General features: G+C 40.5%; 10 protein-coding genes. 7 read left to right on the top strand and 3 right to left on the bottom strand.

Annotated features, from left to right (window positions below):
* Positions 1-119: 119 nt before the first annotated feature.
* From BCY91_RS16110 to BCY91_RS16100, 3 genes are all read right to left on the bottom strand, one after another.
* Positions 120-461 (bottom strand): glycosyl hydrolase, encoded by a 342-nt coding sequence (locus BCY91_RS16110; RefSeq protein ID WP_120183075.1) that lies wholly within the window; start codon positions 459-461, stop codon positions 120-122.
* Positions 462-610: 149 nt separating this feature from the next.
* Positions 611-2,122: a RagB/SusD family nutrient uptake outer membrane protein gene (locus BCY91_RS16105; protein ID WP_120183074.1), complete on the bottom strand. Its 1,512-nt coding sequence runs from the start codon at positions 2,120-2,122 to the stop codon at positions 611-613.
* 17 nt (positions 2,123-2,139) lie between these two features.
* Complete coding sequence (locus BCY91_RS16100) at positions 2,140-5,340, bottom strand: SusC/RagA family TonB-linked outer membrane protein (protein WP_120183073.1); 3,201 nt, start codon at positions 5,338-5,340, stop codon at positions 2,140-2,142.
* Between the two features lie 776 nt (positions 5,341-6,116).
* Here BCY91_RS16100 and BCY91_RS16095 point away from each other — a divergent pair.
* The 7 genes from BCY91_RS16095 to BCY91_RS16065 all read left to right on the top strand — a co-directional run bounded on the left by BCY91_RS16095 (position 6,117) and on the right by BCY91_RS16065 (position 22,765).
* Positions 6,117-8,558 carry a hypothetical protein gene (locus tag BCY91_RS16095; RefSeq protein ID WP_120183072.1) on the top strand — a complete coding sequence of 814 codons (2,442 nt, stop codon included), beginning with the start codon at positions 6,117-6,119 and terminating at the stop codon, positions 8,556-8,558.
* A gap of 370 nt (positions 8,559-8,928) precedes the next feature.
* Entirely contained in the window at positions 8,929-12,129 is a 3,201-nt protein-coding gene (locus BCY91_RS16090) for a polysaccharide lyase family protein (protein WP_120183071.1), read from the top strand.
* Positions 12,130-12,348: 219 nt separating this feature from the next.
* Complete coding sequence (locus BCY91_RS16085; protein ID WP_120183070.1) at positions 12,349-13,665, top strand: rhamnogalacturonan acetylesterase; 1,317 nt, start codon at positions 12,349-12,351, stop codon at positions 13,663-13,665.
* 287 nt (positions 13,666-13,952) lie between these two features.
* Positions 13,953-16,214 (top strand): fasciclin domain-containing protein, encoded by a 2,262-nt coding sequence (locus BCY91_RS16080; RefSeq protein ID WP_120183069.1) that lies wholly within the window; start codon positions 13,953-13,955, stop codon positions 16,212-16,214.
* A 3-nt stretch (positions 16,215-16,217) separates the two neighbouring features.
* Positions 16,218-19,487, top strand: coding sequence for a SusC/RagA family TonB-linked outer membrane protein (locus BCY91_RS16075; RefSeq protein ID WP_220699494.1), 3,270 nt, complete (start codon positions 16,218-16,220; stop codon positions 19,485-19,487).
* A 9-nt stretch (positions 19,488-19,496) separates the two neighbouring features.
* Positions 19,497-20,960: a RagB/SusD family nutrient uptake outer membrane protein gene (locus BCY91_RS16070; protein WP_120183068.1), complete on the top strand. Its 1,464-nt coding sequence runs from the start codon at positions 19,497-19,499 to the stop codon at positions 20,958-20,960.
* A gap of 8 nt (positions 20,961-20,968) precedes the next feature.
* Positions 20,969-22,765, top strand: a complete 1,797-nt coding sequence (locus tag BCY91_RS16065; RefSeq protein ID WP_120183067.1) for a fasciclin domain-containing protein — start codon at positions 20,969-20,971, stop codon at positions 22,763-22,765.
* The last annotated feature ends 39 nt before the right edge of the window (positions 22,766-22,804 follow it).

Here is a 22,804-nt window from a genome sequence, read left to right as displayed (position 1 = left end):
ATAAATAACGGGAGGGGTGTCCTGTGGTATCCTGATTGGCGGGATGGCGCTCCGTAAAAAAGGCTGCGGAAGGAATCCGCAGCCTTGCTAAAAAATACTTTTTGTGCTTAAATTGGAGGCTAAGGACGGGGGGCTTTTAAAGTATAAGTTTGGTAAGCGAAATATTTGCTGGCATCCGCATTGCTAACCCAAGGTCCTCCGAAAGGCCAGCCAGAAGCTTGCGCCATGTCAATGCCTGAGCCTAAATCTTTAGCTTTGTTTAAGGTGAACACTAACATCTCCATCCATTTTGGGGAGGTGAAATTGATGAATTTATTCTCCGCACCTTTTACCCCATAAATCGGGGTAATTTCCAATCCCCCTAAACCGGCTTGTTGGTACTGTTTTAGCATCCACGACAAGTTTGCCGTATCCACAGCGCTACCTTGCCACCACCAACGCGCCCAAGGTTTGGTTTGCATGGTTTGTGCAGGCCAGCTTAATTGTTTTTGTGCTTTTGCAATTGGTAACTAGCTAGTAATAAAAAAGAAAATAATGTTATATATTTTTTTGAAATACGTTTAATAAAAAACGAGGCTGTCAAATCAATGCAGCCTCGTCTGATAAAGTATTAGTTATATCCCTTATTTTGGGTGTATAAATCTTTTTTAAGATTGATTTGATTATACGGGATTGGGTAAATCACAAAATCCTTAGTAAACGGCTCCATTTTGTTTTCAATGTCATCGGCAGCATCCCATGCTGGGATAACAGTTGTTACCAGGCCGCTTCTAACCAAATCGTGCCAACGTAAGCCTTCGCCGGCAAACTCTAAACGACGTTGCTCCATTAATTGTGGAATGGTTAAGGTAACCAAAGGAACGGTTAACCCAGCGCGTGCCCTAATTTGATTAATTGGCGCAATAACTTCCGTAGCTACGTCTCCACCGCCACCGTTTAAAACACATTCTGCACGCAACATTAGTACATCTGTATACCTCAACACAATATAATTGATAGGCCAGTCCACACGGCTAGACGGTACCTTTGTTAAATCAATATATTTTTTGAAAAACGAACGCGTTTCTACTACACCGCCGGTACCTGTATAGCCGTTTTGTATAGAGAACGCTTTCCGAGTATCGTTTGCAGGATATGCGCTTAATAAGCTGTTTGAAATTGGGCGGATGGTTAAACCGCCTTGAACAGGTTTTCCTAAAGAAGTAAACCAATTATCCGGTGCCAATAGCCAAGGGAAAGTTGCGCCAGTAACCGGATTTGAGCCGGTATTATATTGTACATCAAAAATAACTTCTGGATTGTTCTCATTGCTGTAAGAAAAGATATCCGCATAATTTGAAACAAAAGCATACTTATTATCTACTACAATTTTGTTTAGCAAAGTATATGCTTTGCCCCACTCGTTCGATGCCAATCCGGGCCCTTCTATGTCATAGGTGGGGCCAGATTTAGTCATATAAACCAAGGCTAAAATACCTCTTGCAGCATAGCTGGTTGCTCGGCCTCTGTCTGCTGCGATAGTATATACCGGTGGCAGGTTGTCAACGGCAAATTGCAAATCAGATTCGATGAGTTTGTAAACATCTGCAACAGCGCTTCTCGGGATAGCTAGGGCCTCATTGGCGGTTACAACCTTGTCAATAATAGGCACTTTTCCGAAAATACGGACCAGATCAAAGTAGAAGAAAGCACGTAAAAACTTGGCCTCAGCTTCTAAGCGTTTCTTTAATACTTCGTCCGTAATAATACTCCCGTTTTTTTCTATCTGCCCTAATAGCACGTTGGCTTTATATATGCCGTTATAATTGGTAGCCCAAGCTTCTTCTATGTAGGGGTTAGTAGAGAGGTTTTTATAAAAGTCATTTATGCCTTCCCAGTCTCTTACCCCACCGTCTGATATAGCGTATAAATTATCAGATCGGGTTTCTGAGAGGTTAAGTAAACGATCTGGATAAGTACGCAAGTTGGAATAAATTGCGTTAGTACCTTGTATAAAATCGTTCGGGATTGCGTAAAATGTTTCTGTGGTGGCTTGAGAAAAAGGTACTTGGTTCAGTTCTTTCTCGCAGGCATTAAATAGTAATAATACTACAACAGCCCCTATGCTTAATATCTTATTCATAACAATTATCTCTTTATTTAAAACGTAATATTTAAACCAAAAATCAGCGATTTAGCTAGAGGAAGACCTCCGTAATCACCGGTTTCTGGGTAAGCCGAGCTACCGCTCACGTTCGTATTGGAGGCTTCTGGATTAAAGCCACCGGTATACTTGTCGTGTCCGAAAAAGTTTTCTGCCGAGATATAAATACGGGCGTTGTTAATTTGTTTAACTTTTAACGCGCTTCCGAGATTATAGCCTAAGGTGATATTGCGTACACGGATGTAATCTGACGAATATAACCAATCGGTGTTTTTGATACGGCCAAAATTACCTGTGGTTTTTCCAACCTCCCCATCGCCAGGGTCTGATGGTGATCTCCACCGGTTTGCCCAAGTACCCAACACGTTATCTGTAATACCAGTACCGGTACGGTTAACAGAACGGCCAAAAAGCGAGTAAAGTGAACCGCCGGTTTGACCTTGTACTAACACACTTAAATCAAATTTTTTGTACTTGAACTCATTAGTGATTCCGTAGGTATAATCTGGATTAGGATGGCCAACAATCACACGGTCATCAGCATCAATCACACCGTCTTTTTTTGCATCAAAATACTTAGGATCGCCTTCTGTTTGGTTCCCATAGCGTGCAGCACCATTCGCAATATCTTCGGCGGTTAAAATACCTATCTGTTTAACCACATTAATGCTAAACAACGGTTCGCCAACGCGGATTACGCTGTGCGGAATATCAAAACTAGAGGGCACAATGATTTCTGTTTGGCCGTTAGGTAGTGAGGTGACCTTGTTAGAGTTGTGGGCAATATTTAACGAAGTGTTCCAGCTAAAATCTCCGGTTAAGTTTCTAGACGTCACCTCAAACTCCCAACCTTTGTTTTGTACTTCTCCAGCGTTTGTTAGTAGGGTGTTAAAGCCTGTGGTTTGAGGGATGGAAACGTTCAGCAATAAGTCCGAGCTTTTTCTTTTATAGATATCAAACGAACCGCTAATACGATTTTTTATCAAACCAAAATCAAAACCGAAATTGATAGTACGGGATTTTTCCCATTTCAAATCGGGGTTAACAACCGTACTTGGCGCCTGTCCTACAACAGAGACCCCGTTTAAAGAGTAATTGTAAGTTGCTAAAACGGGTATGCTAGAGTAGTCACCTATATTATAATTTCCGGATTCGCCATAGCTTAATCTTAGTTTCAAATCAGACAAAGTTTTTTTGATGTTCTCCATGAAATTTTCTTCTGTAACGCGCCAAGCTAAAGATGCTGCCGGGAAAATACCCCATTGTGTGTTAGCGCCAAATCTAGATGAACCGTCTCTACGGATACTTGCTGAAAACAAATATTTCCCTTTATAATCGTACTGCGCTCTTCCAAAATAAGAAAGTAACACGTTCTTATTTTCGGTGGTATTTCCTGTTAAAGAGTTTGCTGCATTAAGCGTAGTGATAACGCTGCTGCTAAAACCGCCTGTAGAGCTTAGACTTGCATTTTCAAGCTTATCTTGGTTGTAAGAATAACCCGCTAATAAAGAAAGGTTGTGGTCTTTGTCGAATGTGGTATTGTAATTTAAGGTGTTCTCGTTTACCAAAGTTTGTTTTCGGTATGATGAAAAAGAACCTGAAGTATTTTTGGTTAAATCTGTTTGGCGTGCTGCTAAGGATCCGGTAATGGTATACGGGCGGTATACTTTTCCTTCAAAATCAGTGTTGTCAAAATTTATAGTGGTTTTAAAATTTAAACCTTTCAAAATCTGGTACTGTGCATAAATACTGGTGATGTTACGCATGGTAGCATTACGTGATAGCGTGCTTTCCAATTTAGCGATAGGACTGTTGGGAGAAGAGCTCCAGGCATATTTGTCAAAGCCATATGCATTGGTGTAAATACCGCTTGCTTGTTCTTGTACAGGAGTTAAACTGGTAAGCTGATGTAAGATGTTATCTTTACCTTCCACTCCTGGGTCGCTACCTACAGAATAGGTAGGCGCAAAGTTTAAGCCTACTGTTAAATCTTTGTTAGGCTTTACTTCTACATTTGCTCTTGCAGAATAAGCTTTGTAGTTAAGTCCTATTAGCATACCCTCTTGTCCAGCGTAGTTTCCAGAGATATAATATTTAACGGCCTCGGTTCCGCCACTGGCAGAAAGCTGATAGTTTTGGGTAAGCCCTTTTCTAAAACCCTCATTTTGCCAATCAATAGCCACTAAGCCCGGCATCCCAGGTTGGTACCATCTGTCATCGTACATCAAAGTGGTGTTAATTTGGCCAGGTTGTAAACCTAAAATAACACGTCTTTGCTCGTTAGTTTGGCTTGCTGTTCGGCCAGGGGCAGAAGTCACCCAGTTGTAATTAATCATCTCCGTAGCGCGGTCTATCCACTCGGTAGCACTTAACATATCAACATGGCGTTGTGCCTCATTATAACCTACATAGGTGTTAACGTTAATTTTAGCTTTGCCTTGTTTACCGCTTTTTGTGGTAATTAAAACCACCCCATTTGCCGCTCTTGATCCGTAAATTGCGGCCGACGCGGCATCTTTTAAAACCTGGATAGATTCGATATCATTGGGGTTGATGTTGTCTAAAGGATTGCCTGTGGCATAATTCCCAGATCCGTTTGGCGCTGCGGTAGCTAAGGGGAAGCCGTCGATAACGTATAAAGGCTCGCTTCCGGAAGAAATAGTGCCCGTACCGCGTACCTGTATGCTTAAACCTTTTCCAGGCAAACCGGTAGTTTGTTTAACGGTTACACCTGCCATTTGACCAACCATGGCTTGGTCCACACGACCTACAGGACGTTCCTCGAGCTGATCGGCTTTAAAAGAACTTACCGCACCGGAGACATTTGCTCTTTTTTGCGTGCCGTAGCCAATTACCACTACTTCTTCTAAAGATTTAGTGTCGGCACTTAGGATGATATTTAAATTATTTGTTGTGTTTCCAACCTTAATTGTTTGTGGCTTAAAGCCGATGTACGAAATGTTGAGTACGTCGTTAGTGTTGGCCACCATCGTAAAATTCCCCGACAGGTCTGTTTGGGTTGTTTTTTTTGTGGTGGTGTTTTCAACGGTGACGCCCGGTAAAGGTTGATTAGTTGCTTCCACAACTTTTCCTTTGATGGTCCTTTCTTGCGCTTTGCTTGTTGCCGTATTAAAAAGGCAGCAGCTTAAAACACATAAGCCAACGAAAGAAAATTTTCTAGAAATTCTCAGTCTCATAATACAAGTGAATTAAGGTTATATATTGGATTCCAGCATTGCTGTTAATCCAAATCTAAAAAACACATGTGGGTCTGGCAACCTGTGGTGTCCTGCAAAGAGGCTTTATCTGCAAAACACCGATATAGATTATCAGCTAATAAGTCCCTAGAAACTCCCTATAAAACCTTACTAGTTACCTATAAAAATGAGTTATAGCTGAAGTTAATATTTTAGAAAGTTTTGCTTCTTTAAGTGTTAGGATGCTGTGATTTTCCTGAGAAGGAAAGATTGATTTAGGATACATGGAGAAATAAAAAAGCCGTCTGATTAGACGGCACTATTTCGGTAGTTCTAACAAACAGTTCTTTTCAACACGTTAATGTTATTCTTCTAACATAATTCCCTGCTGGAGAATAGAGTTGATATGCAAACTCAATGAATTTAATGGTTTTTCCCGAATCGATATCCAAATCGGTGTTTAATGTAAGGTCGTCTGCTCCGCAAAATCCATATGAATGGTCTTCAGTATAGACATCTAATTCTACTAAGTTCTTTCCGAAACCTTTGTTATGGTTGTGTAAGCTAGGACTTTTGCGTAAGTATATAACCTAAGTTATTTTGAATCACTTGTAAATAATATGGGAGCTATATCACGCAAATAAATTGTATCCTTAACAATTCAAATTTTATTTGTAAAATCGTCGGTTAAAAAATTATATTATTTTTTCTCCGATAGCCAATTAAACATTTTGCCACTATCAAACTTTTGAAAGTTTAACCTAAGAATTGAATTGATGAAAAAGCTGATTTTTTTCTCGATATGCCTGCTGGTTTATTTAAACGGGGCGGCGCAGGCACCAAGTAAAACCAAACTTTTTTTTGAGAAAGCTTATTTGCGTACAGATCAAGACGCATATATAGCCGGTAATACCTTATGGTACAGCGCATTTTTAGTAAATGCGCAAGATAACCACTTTATTAATACCAGTAAAACTTTGTACGTTGAGCTGGTAAGTGCGGATGATAATTACCAAGTGCAGAAGCAAATTATTGAGCTAAATGAAGGTAAAGGTTTTGGTGATTTTGAACTGGACGACAGTTTAAAAACCGGTACGTACTTTTTACGTGCTTGGACCAATTGGATGCGCAATTTTAACGACAATTTCCTTTTTGAGAAGCATTTGGTCATCGCTGCGCAAAAGCCTAAAGTTGGTCATGATAAATTAACCAAAAAAAGCACTCCTGTGGCAACTGGAAATAAAGCAGTTAATGAAGTTAAAAGTGATGCAGTTTTAGCTTTTTTCCCGGAGGGAGGCTCTTTGTTGAATGATGTGCCCAATATTGTAGCTTTTAAAGCTTTGAATAGCAATGCCAACGCTTCCATATCGGGTACGGTTTATAATAAAGAGAATGAAGCAATAGCCGAATTTGAATCTAAAAGTAACAGAGGTTTATTCCTTTTTCAACCGATAGCCGGGGAGGTGTATTATGCGAAAGGAAAAATCGGTGCTTCTTCTTTCAGAACAGATTTGCCAAAAGCTTTAGAAAAAGGCTATGCTTTACAAGTCATCGAAAAGGACAGTTTGTTTCAGGTTGTGGTTAAAACCAATCAACAATCTAATGTGCTTAATAAAGATGTTTTATTAACTGCAAGCGCGAGAGGCTTAACCTATGTTAGCCAGCAATTTAACCTTAAAAACCTTCAGCAGGGATTAAAAATATACAAAAACACGCTTCCGCAAGGTGTGGTAAGCTTTACACTTTACGATGCGGAGGGTCGGCCTAACTGTGAGCGATTGGTATTTGTAGAAAACACGAATAAATCTGTTAACGTAGAAATTGCAAATTCATCCAGTAGCAATAAAGAATTGATACAGGTGAAAACAGGCGATGATAAAGATAACCTTTCAAAAAGTGCTTTTTCTATAGCAGTATTAAAGAACACATTAGCTCTAAACGGCAATACCGACATATATTCTTATTTATTTTTAACGTCCGAACTGCGGGACGAAATAGAAAAACCAAACCAATATTTTAGTTTGGCAAACACCGCGCGGAAACAAGATTTAAATTTACTGCTGTTAACCCAGGGTTGGCGTAATTATTTATGGCAACGTATCGCCGACACTTCTTTTGTAGTAAAAGACATTCCCGAGCAGGGTATTACTTTATCCGGGACGGTAAGCACAAAAGTAGGCGATAAACCTATAGAGGGAGCAAACGTTACCATACGCGCCGCGGGTAAAGAAAAAAGCGGTTTGTTTTGGGCAAAAACAGATCGAAATGGAAACTTTTTTGTTGACGATGCTAAGTTTTTGGGCGAGCAACTTTTTAGAGTAAACGCTGTAAATGATAAGGCAAAAAATGTGGGTTGGTTAAAGTTGGATCCTCTTTTTAAAAGCAATGCCGTTAAACCGTCTTTAAACAAAGTTTCCACTGAGCTACCCGAAAACGTAAGCGATAAATTGTTTGAGCAGCAAGACTTGCTTTCTAAAGGGAAAAGTATGACAGAGAAAACCATCGAATTAGAAGAGGTTAAAGTAAAAGGAAACCAACCCATAATTGTGGCTGATGTGCTGCTTAATGATTTCGGATATAAAGACGAGGTTTTTGATATAACGGATAAAGACCATGATTATCAGAATTTAAGCCATTACTTGCTAGCAAACTCCAAACAGGCCGGTGCAGATACTGGGGCAAATAATTACATCGTTTTCAGATACGGCGGACAAATTATTTACCCCCGTTTTGTGATCAACGGCCGAAGCAATGATTTTTTTGAGGACGATAATGAGACCTTGGATGAGGAATCTATGGCAGCCGATGTTGAGGTCCGAAACAATATTTACGACACCTATTTAAATATGCCCATGTCTGATATTAAGAATGTCACCATAAAGCATTTGGTGCGTGCAACGGGTGGTGCTTCAAAAGACTATTTTGTGGTTTTTTTAACCTTGCGCGAAGGTGCTACCCTCGGAGCAAAGGTTAACCCGGTTATAGTGAGGTTAGAGGGTTATTATAAAGCTAAGGAATTTTTCCCTTCGGATGTGAACAAGCCCAACCAGCCCCAGAACGCTTTGGTTTATTGGAATCCGATTGTAGAAACCGACGCGAAGGGAACTGCTGAAATTTCTTTTCAGCCACCTGCAGACAAAACGGATTATTATATAAATATTCAAGGGATAAATGCTAGAGGGATACCTTTTGTCTTAGAAAAACGGCTGGACAAATAGAAACTTGCAAATCGATATGGAGTAGTTTAACCTATTTCCTAGATTTTAACTTACGCATATAACAAAGCGGATTGGTATTAAATAGGGGGCATCTGAAAAAGAATGGGCGTAAGCTAAAGTTCATACGGGGCAATAAAAAAATAAACGACTTAAAGTCTCCTGAGACCGAATACCTAATACCTCATACCTATTATTTTAGGCGTCAGCCTTCTTTTGCAGGACAGCACAGGTTGCCATTGCCGTTTGCCTATTTTATATTAGCCTTTTAATTGTCTAAAAGACACGATAACCAATTTATCTTTTACTCAGTTTCACATCGTTGCACAGTAGTAAAGTCCTGTGCTTTTATGTGGGCCAATAGAAACCAAATATGAAGAAACCTTTATCTTTTTTAGGGGCATTAATGTGCATCATTTTGCTGTTTAACAATAATGCCATTTCCCAAACCTACACGTGGACGGGTGTGCAGGATACTGTATTTTTTAACTCCGCTAACTGGGATGGCTTACCATCGGCAACTGATCTTAAAACCGCCTGGCGCAATTATGTTATCCCCAACGGAACAGCAAATTATCCGGCGTATACAGAAAATGTTTTCGGAAAAAGCGGTACTGTACAAGCCGAGCAAATAACGGTTGATGCAGGTGCGCTTTTTAAAATTTACTCTTATACCATTTATACCAATTATGCTACCGTAAATGGTAATTTAATTTTGAGTAATGGCTCACTAAATATTCGGAAGGCAGCTGCAACCAGCTTATTTACCAATGGCAATGCTGTATTAAATATGACGGGTTCCAGCCTAAACACCAAATATGCGTTAAACTTGGCCAATGGAACGGGTAACTTAACGGCAAACCTGATCAGTAGTACAATTAGTACAGAAAATAATAATGACCTAAGCTTAGGAAACAGTGGCACGTCCACTGCAACCATCAACGTGAAACAGGCCGGAAGACTTGCTTCGGCGCGTAATTTAATTGTAGGGGCTAACACAACCATTAACCTAACGTCTACGGCGACCATAGATGCAGTTGGCTTAACGCTGAACGGAAGTATCAAATTAGCCGGTTTAGCCACCATAACATTAGCCGGAAATCAAAAAACAGCAATGGAAGCTTTGGTAACGGGCGGAAAGATAAGCAGTTCTGAAGGGAAAGCTATTACTGTTACTTATGATGCCGCTTCAGACAAAACAAATATTGTTTCTGGCAGCAGTATGCAGTGGGTACGTAAAGAAGGTGCATTCATCGTTTTAACAAACGGGGTAGTTACGGCAAAAATTGAAGAAACAACTTCAAAACTGAAGTCATTTGTGGTAAACGGGACAGAGCTTTTGGCTCAAACTAATGCCGGCAATGCAAACCGTGTAGGTGCATACCACGATTTTACTTATGGTTCTGACGACGCTGGGGGTTTTGAAGTTATCGCAAACACGCTTTTCTCTATTAAAGAGGTAAATGAAGATTATATTGATATTTCTTTCAAAAAAACATACAGTGGCACAGGGATACCTTTAGATGTAGACATCCATTATGTTTTGAAAAAAGATGATAACGCATTATATACTTACAACATTTTAAGCCATCCGGCATCTTACCCGCAAACGGATATTGGTTCTTGGCGACAAGTTTTTTGGATTGCAAACGATGGGTCAAAATTTACCACAGAAAAGATTTTTGTTACAGAACAGAAGAAATGGGAGATGCCAAGTTTAACGGACACCTGGCAACCTACCGCCATTGCAGAAATTATAAAGTACACTAGCGGGGTTAAGGCGGGCAAATATGACGGGAAATACGAGTACACGGAAAATTTGATGGACATTCCGGCTTACGGTTTCGCTAGTGATATCAACAAAGTTGGCTTGTTTGCTGTGTTAGGTAGCCATGAGTATTTTAACGGTGGGCCAACACATAACGATTTAAATGCGGCGGCGGGTATTATACATGTTTGTATGAACGGTGTGCATTATGGAGATGCCGGATACTCAATTGCTGCCGGCGAAGAATGGTCTAAAATTTATGGTCCGTATTTACTATACGCGCCTACAGAAACCACTGCCGAAGCAAACTGGATAAAAGCAAAAGAAAGAGCGGTAATAGAGAAAGCACAGTGGCCATATAGCTGGTTAACAAATACACCAGAATATCCCTTGGCCAATGCGCGTGGCCATGTTAAAGGGAAATTGACGATTACCGACGGTTATAAGCCAAGCGCAACCGGCGCAAATGCTTGGGTAGGTTTAACAAATCTTTCGCCCGGAAACACAAAGGGCTGGGAGATGGAGGCTAAAAACTACCAATATTGGGTTAAAACTGATGCAAATGGTAATTTCGATATTTCTGCAAGGCCAGGAACCTACACTTTATACGCATATAGCAACGGAGTGTTAGAAGAGTTTAAGATGACAGGGGTAAATGTCACGGCAGGTACAGATAACAACCTTGGCAACCTAGATTGGAATTTACTGCGCACTAAAACCCTTTTATGGGAAGTTGGCGTTGCAGACAGAAGCACCGCAGAATATAAATTGGGTGATTTAGCCTATAGCCAAGGTTTTATTCATGAAAAGTTCCGCTCGTTGTTTAGCCCCACCATTGAGTATAATGTTGCCGCCAAAAATTGGAGTGATATTTTACCTTACGTACATGCGCGTTACCCTTTAGATGATGCAGCTACAGACTTTACGCCATGGGTATGGCATTTTAATTTTAATTTGCCTGCTAATTTCAACCCGAACTCAGGAGGAGCAGTAGATTTGAACGTAGGCTTTGCGTCAAACGCTAAAGCACAATACTGGATATATGTGAATAACAGGGACCGCAGCGGAAGTCCAACGTTTGCTGGCTATCCAGAAGGTGTAGAGTCCAATACCTATATACGCCAAGCAAACCACGGAAAGTATAGCTATAAAATTTTCTCTATTGCCAGAAACAAACTAAAAGCAGGCGCAAACACCATCACGTTTGTTATGCCTTCAGGCAATGGAAACGTATCGCACGTGATGTACGATTACATTAGCCTAAGCGGCGATAACTCTATGCTTTTGCCAGTTACTTTAAGTAAGTTTTCGGCAAAAAAAGATGGTAATTATATAAACATCAGTTGGGCAACTGCTCATGAAGAAAATGCAGATAAATACATTGTAGAGCGGGCAGACGAAAACGCAAACTTTGTAAAAATTGCAGAGATACCGGCCCTAAATAAACCTTCTTCATACAGTTATAATGACAAGCAGCCTTTTGCAGGTATTAACTATTACCGTTTAATACAAAGAGATTTTGATGGTAAAGAAACTGTGTTTGAACCTAAATCTGTTTATATGGGCGTTAATCCGGACAATGTTTTTGAGGTTTCTGTTTCGCGCGAAGGTAATATCAACATCCAAATTAAGGATTTGGCGAACGCTAAAAAGATTGCTTTAATAGATGTGAACGGCAAACTTTTATGGGATCAACAGGTAAATTCAAATAGTATATCCATCAACGGAAGCAATTTTTCAAAAGGGATATATTTAGTGCGATTAGAGGGAGCTTACGAGAATTTTATAAAGAAGATAGTGTTGTAACAAAATAAAAAAATCTAAAAAAAAGAGCCGAGCTACCAAATAACTCGGCTCTTTCTATAAATTATATAGGCAATTAAATGTCACCTACGGCCAATTCACTATTCGCTTCTCAGTACTCACAGCCTCCCACAGGACGGCTCAGGATGCTCAAGCGAGACAAAAAATTTACATTAGCCCAGACTGTGACTGTGCAGTTTTATCAGCAATAACCAATACAACATGACCAAAGCTTTTCTATTATTTCCCTTATTATGGCTAAGCAACACCCTCGGTGCCCAAACAAAGCCAAGCTATGCTTTTGACTTCGGTGCCGGTAAAACAAAAAAGAACTGGCTACCGATTTCTCCACAAACAATTTACAGCGATAAACAAACTTATGGCTTTGATTTCGGCACGCTCCCGCAGTTTGTTAATTCTGGCAGAGGTAAGGCCTTAAAGCAGGACGCCGTAAGTAGCAATGCCCCTTTTTATTTTTCGGTAAAGTTGCCCGAGGGCAATTACAAAGTTACGGCTTACTTAGGCAGCAGAACCGACGCCTCAAACACTACGGTTAAAGCAGAATCGCGTAGGTTAATGTTACAAAATTGCGCAACAAAGCCGGGGCAGTTTAAAAAGGAGACTTTTATTGTTAATATCAAAGACCGCAAAATTAACGACCAAGAGAGCGTAGCGCTAAAACCGCGCGAGTACAACAAGTTGGATTGGGACGATAAACTAACCTTAGAGTTTGATGGGAACACCATTTTGTATGCGCTAACCATAGCGCCTGCCGAAGATCAGGTAACTGTATTTTTAGCAGGCAATTCAACGGTAGTTAACCAAGATGAAGAACCCTGGGCATCATGGGGCCAAATGATTCCGGTTTTCTTTAAACCGGGAGTAGCCATTGCAAACCATGCCGAATCGGGCCTAACCTTGGGCAGCTTCTTAGGCTCGCGCCGATTGAACAAAATTTTGTCTGTTGCAAAGCCGGGCGATTATTTATTTATTGAATTTGGCCATAACGACCAAAAAGAGAAAGGCCCAAATGATGGAGCCTACAAATCGTATACAGAACGGCTAAAGCTTTTTGTACAGAAATTTAGGGAAAAAGGTGGCTATCCGGTAATCTTAACCTCCACCAGTCGGCGTGCTTTTGATGATAACGGCGAACTATTATTCACCTTAGGTGATTACCCAGATGCCGCTCGCAAAGTTGCGAAAGAATTGGAAGTGCCATTGATAGACCTAAATGTTTACACCAAGAAATTTTATAAAGCTTTAGGTGTAGAGGGCTCAAAGAAAGCATTTGTACATTACCCGGCAAATAGCTTTCCAGGGCAAACAACTGCACTGGCAGACAATACCCATTTTAGCCCCTACGGCGCCTACGAAATTTCTAAAATAGTTGCATCAGAAATAGAACGGCAGCAACTGCCTCTTAATAAATTTTTAAAAAATAAAATATTTTTTGACCCCGCAAAACCCGACAGTTTAGACAGCTGGACGTGGCTAGCGAGTCCTAGAGCCGATTTTTTGAAACCAGATGGAAATTAAAGGCTAATTTTTATCAAAAAAAAGACGCTCATACAGGACACCACAGGTTGCCAAGCATTTTATGATATCTTATCTTAGTATAAATAACCAATTAACTGTAAACCCGACACTAATAACGCTATGCTAAACCAATAGTACTATGGAGATAAACCACTACTTGAACACAGTCTTTATAGAATAAAAGACGGCCAATTAAAACCAAACTGCGTATATGTTTATTCAAAGAGTTTTCCTCTTTTTTAAGCATAGTTAGCACTTATTACTTAATTAAAACCTAACAAAAAATTATGCTAAAAATTTTTAAGGCTAGCGGTATGCTTGCGTTGCTCGTGTGCGTGATGATTGCAGGCTGCCGCAAAGAAGAGTTTGATAAGTTTTATGCTAGACCTGCCGGTCTGGCTAAACCTATTTATCAGCAATTGGACTCGATGGGGAATTTCAAAAACTTTCTGGTTTGCATTGAAAAAGCGGGCTATAAAAACACGCTAGGTTCCGCTGGCTCCTGGACAGTTTTTGCGCCTACCGATGAGGCTTTTACTGCTTTTATGGCAGAAAACAACATCACAAACATCAATAATATCTCAGATTCTCTGGCTATCCAAATTGTAAGGACTGCAATGATTTACGATGGCGAGAAAATTGATAAGCTAAAAGACAATTTTACCAAAGCGGGTTTTGTAGAAGATGTTGCTTTTAGAAGACGTACCGTTTATTACGATTTTGTAGAAACATCAGACACTCCTATACCCGGCTTTAAAAGCAGAAAGTATATTTCTACAAACCGCAGCGCGGGCGTAGCTTATGTTCCGTCAGAAAATAACAACAAACATATTACCTATTTCTTTCAGAGCTATATGGATACCCGTGGTTTGGGAGCGCCAGATTATAATGCGTTTTATCCACAATCCAATTATACTGGACTAAATGTTGGACCTGCAGAAATTGACCCGGTTAAACACGATATTATCGCAGAAAACGGCGTAATACACGTTGTGAACAAGGTTTTATTGCCGGTAAAAAATATCGATCAATACTTAAAAGGCAAAGCAGAATATTCTTTATTTAAGAGCATATTGGATGGTTTTGCCACCTATACTTATAATGAAGCGGTTAGTCACCAGTACAAAGTTTTAACCGGCAACTCTGACAGTGTATTTACCAAAAGCTACTCGGATATTAAGTTGGCTTTAAACAACGAAAACTTTGATAAGGAAGATCCGAATGATGCGCAAGTGAACAACAATTCTATTACAGTACCAACTAACACCGCTGTTGAAGAGTACGCTAATAATGTACTCTTAAAATATTATGCGGCAGGGACTAAAGTAACAGATTTACTAAAGCTTAATAAAGAGGTATTAGTAGAGTACGTGAACTCACATCTTTATAATGGGCAACTTTGGCCTTCGAAGTTTAACACGCAAAAAAACATCTTGGGCGAATCTCCGAAAATAAACAGCTCAAACATTGTTGAAACTAAACTTTTAAGTAACGGTGCATTCTACGGCGTTAACAAATCCCAACGCGCAGACGTATTCCATACGGTTTACGGCAACGTTTTGTTAGATCCAAAATATAGCTTAATGAGCAAGGCTTTGCAATTGGAAGGATATAACTTAACGCTTAAAATCCCTACCATTAGATATATGCTAATTATGGTTCCGGATCAAGTATTACTTGATTTAGGTTTTAGTTACGACACCTATTATCCAACTGACCCTATACGTTATACTGAACCCGGTACAACTACTATGGTGAGTGGCAGAGCCAGGCTGAGACGCATAATCCAGCAACAAATAGTTCCTTTAGAGGCTTACCCTATACCTAGTTTATCTGGAACCGGTATATTAGAAACTTTGAATGGTGATTATATCCGTTACGATAACGGTCATCTAATATCAAGAGGAACCTTAGACAACGCCTTAAAAACAGGTCCAACCTATGCAAATATTACCAACACCGAAATAGGTACGCCTAATGGCTCGGGACCTTTAAATGGTATCGCAGTTTATGCTGATTATCCGATGACCTACTCTGAAAGACCCATCGGCGACATATTAGATGAGATGGTAAATAACAATTCTGCCCATCCATATTACAAATTTCTGCAATACTTAAAAGGCTCCGCAGCCATGTACAGTATCGATAAAAAAGAAATCACGGGCGTATCTGTAGGTGTTAACTATACTATTTTAATTCCAGATAACAATGCCATAACTGCTGCGGTATCCGCAGGTCTGCTTCCATCTTCAACGGCGCCAACAGACCCTTTGCAAAAAGACCAGGTTACGCGGTTTTTAAAGTATCATATACTTAAAAATACATTCGCAGTTGACGGCAAAAAGAAAGGTGCTTTTGAAACATTGTATAAAGATTTTAACGATGATGTAGTTGTGGTTACGGTAAAAGATAACACTACAACAAGCGTCACCTTGAAAGATGCTACCGCTACACGAGAAATTCACACTCGTTTAAGCGACAGCAATAAATTGGGCGATAGGATTTTAATTCATTCTTTAGACTCTTACCTAGATTATAGAAATAACTAAGATATGATGATGGCTAAACGTATAACAAATTTTTTATGCCTAGCGATTTGTTTTGTGCTTTGTGCCGGACAAGCACTAGCACAAACACAACCCGTAGTTACAGTTACGGGAAAGGTAACAGACAGAGGCGACAAATTACCTATTCCTGGAGCATCTGTTTCGGTATTGGATAAAGACAACCGTACCGTATCAGCCGCAGTTACAGATATCTCTGGTAACTTCGCGGTGAAAGTAAAAGATAAAGAATATCGCATAACCGTATCTTTTATTGGCTACAAAACTTCAAGACCTGTAGTGGTTGGAGATAGAACAACTTTAAATATCACTTTAGAGTCTGACGTGAATGCGTTAAATGAAGTAGTGGTAAAAGGCGAGGCTACGGTTGATAACGGGACTGGCCTTCCAATTTCAAAAATCAGAAACACTTCCGCTATTTCTTCTATCAATGCTAGAGAGATGCAAGAGATGCCATCTGCATCTATTGATCAAGCTTTGCAAGGAAGGCTACCCGGTGTGGATATCGCTACAGTATCCGGCGACCCAGGATCGGGCATGCAAATCCGGATTAGAGGTACAGCCTCTTTAAACGGGTCTAACGACCCTTTAGTAGTTGTAGACGGTATGCCTTACGAAGTTACCATCCCAGACGACTTTAACTTCGCCACTTCAGACGATAATGCCTACGGACAGTTGTTAAATATTGCACCTTCGGATATCAGCGAAATTTCTGTACTGAAAGACGCTGCCGCAACCGCAGTTTGGGGATCGCGTGCGGCAAATGGTGTTTTGGTAATCACCACCAAGCGTGGCGCAATGGGGCCACCTACCATTTCTTACAATTTCAAAGGCTCTGTTTCGCCAGAAACTAAACCTATTCCTATTTTAAATGGGGACCAATACACCACCTTATTATTGGAAGAGTTTTATAATGCGGGCAGGTTATTTTCTACAACAGAAAATGCTAAACAGTTCCAGTACGATCCTAACGATACCTACACTTATTATAATTTCAGTAGAAACTCCGACTGGACAGATGCCGTAGTGAGAACCGGTTTTTACCACGACCATAGTTTACAAATTAGCGGCGGTGGCGAGAAAGCAAGATACCTTACCTCAATAGGCTATTTAGGCCAAAAAGGTAACCAAGTTGGAACGGACCTTGGTCGTATTACCACCCGGGTTAACTTAGACTATAACGTATCAGAACGCATCAAATTTCAATCAGACGTTTCTTACTCGCATGTGGACAATAACCAACCATATTCAAACAAAATACGTGACGTGGCCTATCAAAAAATGCCCAACCAATCTGTTTATGAGTATGATGAATACGGCAATTTAACCGGTAACTTATTTACCCCGGCCAGTACTGCTCAGGGCACTTATGCTGGTACTTATAACCCTTTAGCCTTAGCAAGCAGAGCGGTAAATCATCAATTAGGAGATAATTTAAACACCCGGTTTAATTTACGATATACGCTGGTTCCAAAGTTGCTAACTTTGTCTAGCAACCTTAATTTTTACGTAAATAACAACAAAACCAAAACCTTTTTACCACAAAACGCTACGGGAAGACCGTTTACAGAAAGCGTAGTAAATAGTGCGTCTGACGCGGATATCGATCAATTTGGTTTAACCACTAAAACCGATTTGTTTATTACGCCAGACTGGGGCGAGAACCATCAATTTACCGGTGGCTTGTCTTTTCAAAGTTATGATGGGCGCTATACCATTCAAGGCTTACAAGCCAGCAATACCGCATCTTCTTATTTACAAGACCCAAGTATTCCGGGCCGTACAAATTCGGGAGGTTCAGCACGTTCTACGGTTACACAGTCCCGCTCTATCGGTTTATTGGCGCAAGCCAACTATTTTTTAATGAAACGCTACACCTTTGCGGCTAGCGTACGTATGGACGGAAACTCTAAGTTTGGTCCAGCAAACCGTTACGGCTATTTCCCAACCCTTTCTGCTGCTTGGCGTATGGGCGAAGAAAAGTTTATCAAAGACAACTTTAAGTTTGTAGATGAATTTAAAGTGAGAGCGAGCTGGGGACAAAGCGGAAATGCTCCTAAAAATGATTATAGCTATTTCAATACCTATACCACTTATAACTACAGCTATTTAGGGGAAACTGGTGTATCGTCTTCTAACTTAGAATTATCAGATTTAAAATGGGAGACCAACACCCAAATGAACTTAGGGATTGATGTGGAATTGTTAGAACACAGGTTGCGCATGGGTGCCGATTTTTATAAGCGCAGGACTACCGACTTGTTCTTTAGTGGTTTACAAGTAGCAAATTACAATGGCTTCAACTCGTTAACGCTTAACGCCGGCACCATGGATAATGATGGTTGGGAGGCAAGTTTTGGTTACACCGCTTTAAGAAATAAAACTTGGACTGTAGATCTTAACTTCAATATTGCGCATAACCAAAACGTAATTAGAGAAATTTCCAGGCTGTACAAACGCGAGAGCGCGAAAGGTATTACCAGAAATAAAACTTATTATTCTTTCTTACAGGAAAACAACCCATTTGGATCTTTCTACGGATGGCGTGCAACCGGTATTTATGCTAACGAAGCTGCTACCGTAGCAAAAGACAGAAGCGGCAACCCTATTTTAAGCCCAGACGGTGAGGAAGTTTATATGCGCTTTGGCTACCCAACAGTTGATTACCAGTTTCAGCCGGGCGATGTGATGTACGATGATATTAACCATGATGGAGTAATAGACTATAAAGACATTGTTTACCTAGGTAATTTTAATCCTAAGCTAACAGGTGGTTTTGGTGCTTCTATCAATTACAAATCACGTCTTAAATTCACGATGTATTTCACTTTCCGCCAAGGTATTGACGTGATTAACGGTACCAAGATGAATACTACGGATATGATCAGTTACAATAACCAAAGTACTGCAGTATTAAGACGTTGGAGAAATGAAGGCGATGTTACGGATATGCCACGCGCTGTTTATGGTATCGGTTACAATTCTTTAGGCTCTAGCCGTTATGTTGAAGATGCTTCTTTCTTGCGCTTACGCACCACTACAGTACGTTACGAGTTTGCAGATAAGTTTGTAAAGAAAATCGGATTAAAATCATTAAGCTCTTATGTGACATTGGATAACCTATTAACTTTCACCAACTATACGGGGCAAGATCCTGACGTTTCCGTGAGGTTAACAAACGCGTTCTCTACATTGGTAGACTATTCAAGAACGCCACCTTCAAAAACAATCACACTAGGTATTTCAACAAGATTTTAATATTAAGTTATGATAAGGAAAATATTTAATACCACACTGGCACTAGTTGTACTGCTTTCCGCTAGCTCTTGCAATAAGTGGCTCGATTTGCAACCACAAGACGGCATTACCAAACAGGAATTTTGGAAAACTAAAGAAGATGTGAAGGCTGCCTTAACAGGGATATACTCGTCACTCGTGGGCGGAAGCGTTGAAGAACGCATATTTACTTGGGGCGAATTACGCGGAGATATGGTTACTTTAACGCTATCTGCTTCAGAAGATTACAAACAAGTACGCAACTCTAACATACTTTCTACCAACAGCGTTTCCGATTGGGGAAGTGTGTACACCGTAATTAATAACTGCAACCTCTTAATTGATTTTGCCGGTGAAGCTAAGGCTTTAGACCCCACTTTTACCGATGCCTTGTACAACGATTACGTAGGGGAGGCCCTAACCATTAGAAGCTGGATGTACTTTTATTTGGTACGTGCTTTTCGCGATGTTCCTTTAAAACTGAAAGGTTCCTACAAAGACGGCGACATTGTAGAGATAGGAAAAACCCCTGCGGCTGATGTGATTAAGCAGATTTTGGCCGATTTAAATAAAGCCAAAACGATGGTGCCGCATCAAGTGGGTTCTGGCGCACAAGTAAATAAGGGTCGTATTACCAGATATGCTGTGTTCTCTTTATTAGCGGATGTTTATTTATGGAACGAGCAATATCAAGAGGCGGTTACTGCGGCAGATTCTGTTTTGGTAAATCCAGACTTTAAGTTAATCAACAATTCAGGCGGTTGGTTTAATACGGTATTTGCTACCGGAAGCAGCGCCGAAACTATTTTTGAGTTAAACCATCAAGCGTCCGTATCTAATATCTTTTACGAGATGTTGGTCGCAAGTAAAAAGCCGTACACCACTTCCGAGTTTGTTGCGACAGAAATTTTTGAACCTAATACTCAAGTAGGTGCCGAATTAGTTGATGGCCGGTCCGCGTTTTACAGCTCATCTGATATTGTTAAGTACACAAGAGACAACCCCAACTTTACCAATTTTCAGGTTTACCGCGTGTCTGATTTGATGTTGATTAAAGCAGAAGCATTAAATCACTTAGGTGGTACGGCAAACGGCGACGAAGCTTTAAACTTGGTTAAAAAAATAAGAACTGCCCGTGAAGCTTTGGCGGCAACAGAGCCAGATAATATAGACGGCGATGATATTGAAGGGATAGACCAGTTTATATTAGCAGAACGCGCCCGCGAATTTGCTTTTGAAGGCAAGCGCTGGTTTGATTTGTTGCGCTTTGCCAAACGGGATAATTATGCTAACCTATCTATATTAACAGATTTGGTGTCAAAAATATCCGATACAAAAGTGCAACAGAGCGCCATCAACAAAATTAAAGATTCCAACAGCCACTACTTCCCAATTTTGGAAACCGAGCTGTTTGCAGATCAAAAATTGGTTCAAAATCCATTTTACTTAAACTAATAAAAGACATGAAACGAAATTTTATGACCGCAAAAGGGGTGCTGTTAATGACGGTTATGTTACTTGTCATGTACTCTTGCAAGAAAGAGATTTTTAAACTCTCTACCACCAGCGATGTGAATATTACGGGTTATCTGGAAGAAAACCCCGAGCAGTACTCTATGTTGCTTCAAATTTTAGAAAAGTCTAAAACGCAAGGCTACTTGGGCGCCTACGGCACCTACACCTTATTTGCCCCTACCAATGCCGCTATCCAAACTTGGCTGACCGAAAATGGCAAAAATAGCGTTGCTGACATTGCTGATGAAGATTTGTTAAACTTCGTAAAATACCATGTAATTAAAGATACGGTGAGCACCGTACGTTTTGCCGACGGGAAAATTAGAACGCCCACGCTCTTTGGCGAGTATTTATATACCGACGTATCAAACGGGCTTTACAGAGTAAACAAAAGTGCAACCATTAGCAAAAGCAATATTGTATGCGGTAATGGTATCATCCAGTCTATAGACCGTGTGCTAGTGCCGCCCACAAAAAGCTTAGCACAGTTAATAGAAAGCAAAGCCGACCGCTATAGCATCTTTTTAGAAGCTTTAAAAACTACCGGCTTTTATGATACCCTAAGCTACCAACGCGGCGATAATGTAACACCGCAAAAACGTTTTCAAACCGTAATTGTACAGTCTGATAGTTTATATGCAACCATGGGTATAAACAGCTATCAAGATTTAGCGGATAAATATTCTACCAAAAACGATCCACAAAACCATGCAGATAGCTTATGGTTGTATATTGCTTACCATATTAGCAACGGTGCAAATTTTGTGCAGGATATTGGTAGCGCACAAAGTATTTATACTTTGGCGCCGGGCGAGATTGTGAGCACAAAGTTGGTGAACACCCAAGTTTTGCTAAATGAAGCCGAATTTAATGGTGTGCTTGAGCCGGGTGCGCCTTTAATCCGCTCGTACAGTGATATGCAAGCCAGCAATGGCGTACTGCATGAGGCGCGAGACAATTTTTATATAAAAGTACGGAAACAAGTACCGGTTTATTTTGACCTTGCCGACTCGCCAGAAATGATTGCGGCACTTGGCTCGGCCTATCATAACGCAGGTTTGGAGATTATGACTAACGGCGCCAGTATTGCCAGTTCGGTTATTTTTGAAGACCCAACCAAAAGCCAAGGCAGTAGCTACGATTATGCACCTACTCCAGATGCAAGAAGACCGAGGGCGAACGGGGACATGTTGAATTTGTCATTTTGTAACTCAAGTGCAGCACGTCAAAAATATGTTGAATTTAAAACTCCATATTTAGTGAAGGGCCGTTATAAAGTTTGGCTATGTTATATACAGTTCAATTATGGTGCACATTTGCAGGCCAGCTACGATCCAGGCACTGATCACGAACAAATTTTACCAAACATTGCCTACACCACTACAGATTTAGGAGGATTAGGAATCAGCAGTACCGATTTAGCAGGACCAAACTCTGATAACTTGCTATTAGCCCAAGGCTATAAACGCTATATGGCTTTGAAATCCGAAACAAGCAGGAATGGGGCAAGCGGTAATAAAGACGCCAACGGCAATAACGGAGTTTCAAATGTTGGCCGTTTAATGGGAGTCATCAATGTAGAAACCACAGATAGGCACATTATCAGACTAACCGCCATAGGCGAGGGTAGGTGTGCCACTAAAAACACGTGGTTAGATATGTTGCACTTTATCCCGGTTGATGATAACGAACAAAATTATCCGCGTTTTTCTGCCAAACCGGGAGAAATTTTCGATAGACCATAATAAGAAATTATAAACAAGGAGGGCTGTTGCATCTGCCCT

The sequence above is a fragment of the Pelobium manganitolerans genome, from assembly GCF_003609575.1.
Lineage (GTDB): Bacteria > Bacteroidota > Bacteroidia > Sphingobacteriales > Sphingobacteriaceae > Pseudopedobacter > Pseudopedobacter manganitolerans.
The sequence above is the reverse complement of the archived record's forward strand: the minus strand, read 5'-3'. Positions and strand labels throughout refer to the sequence as shown.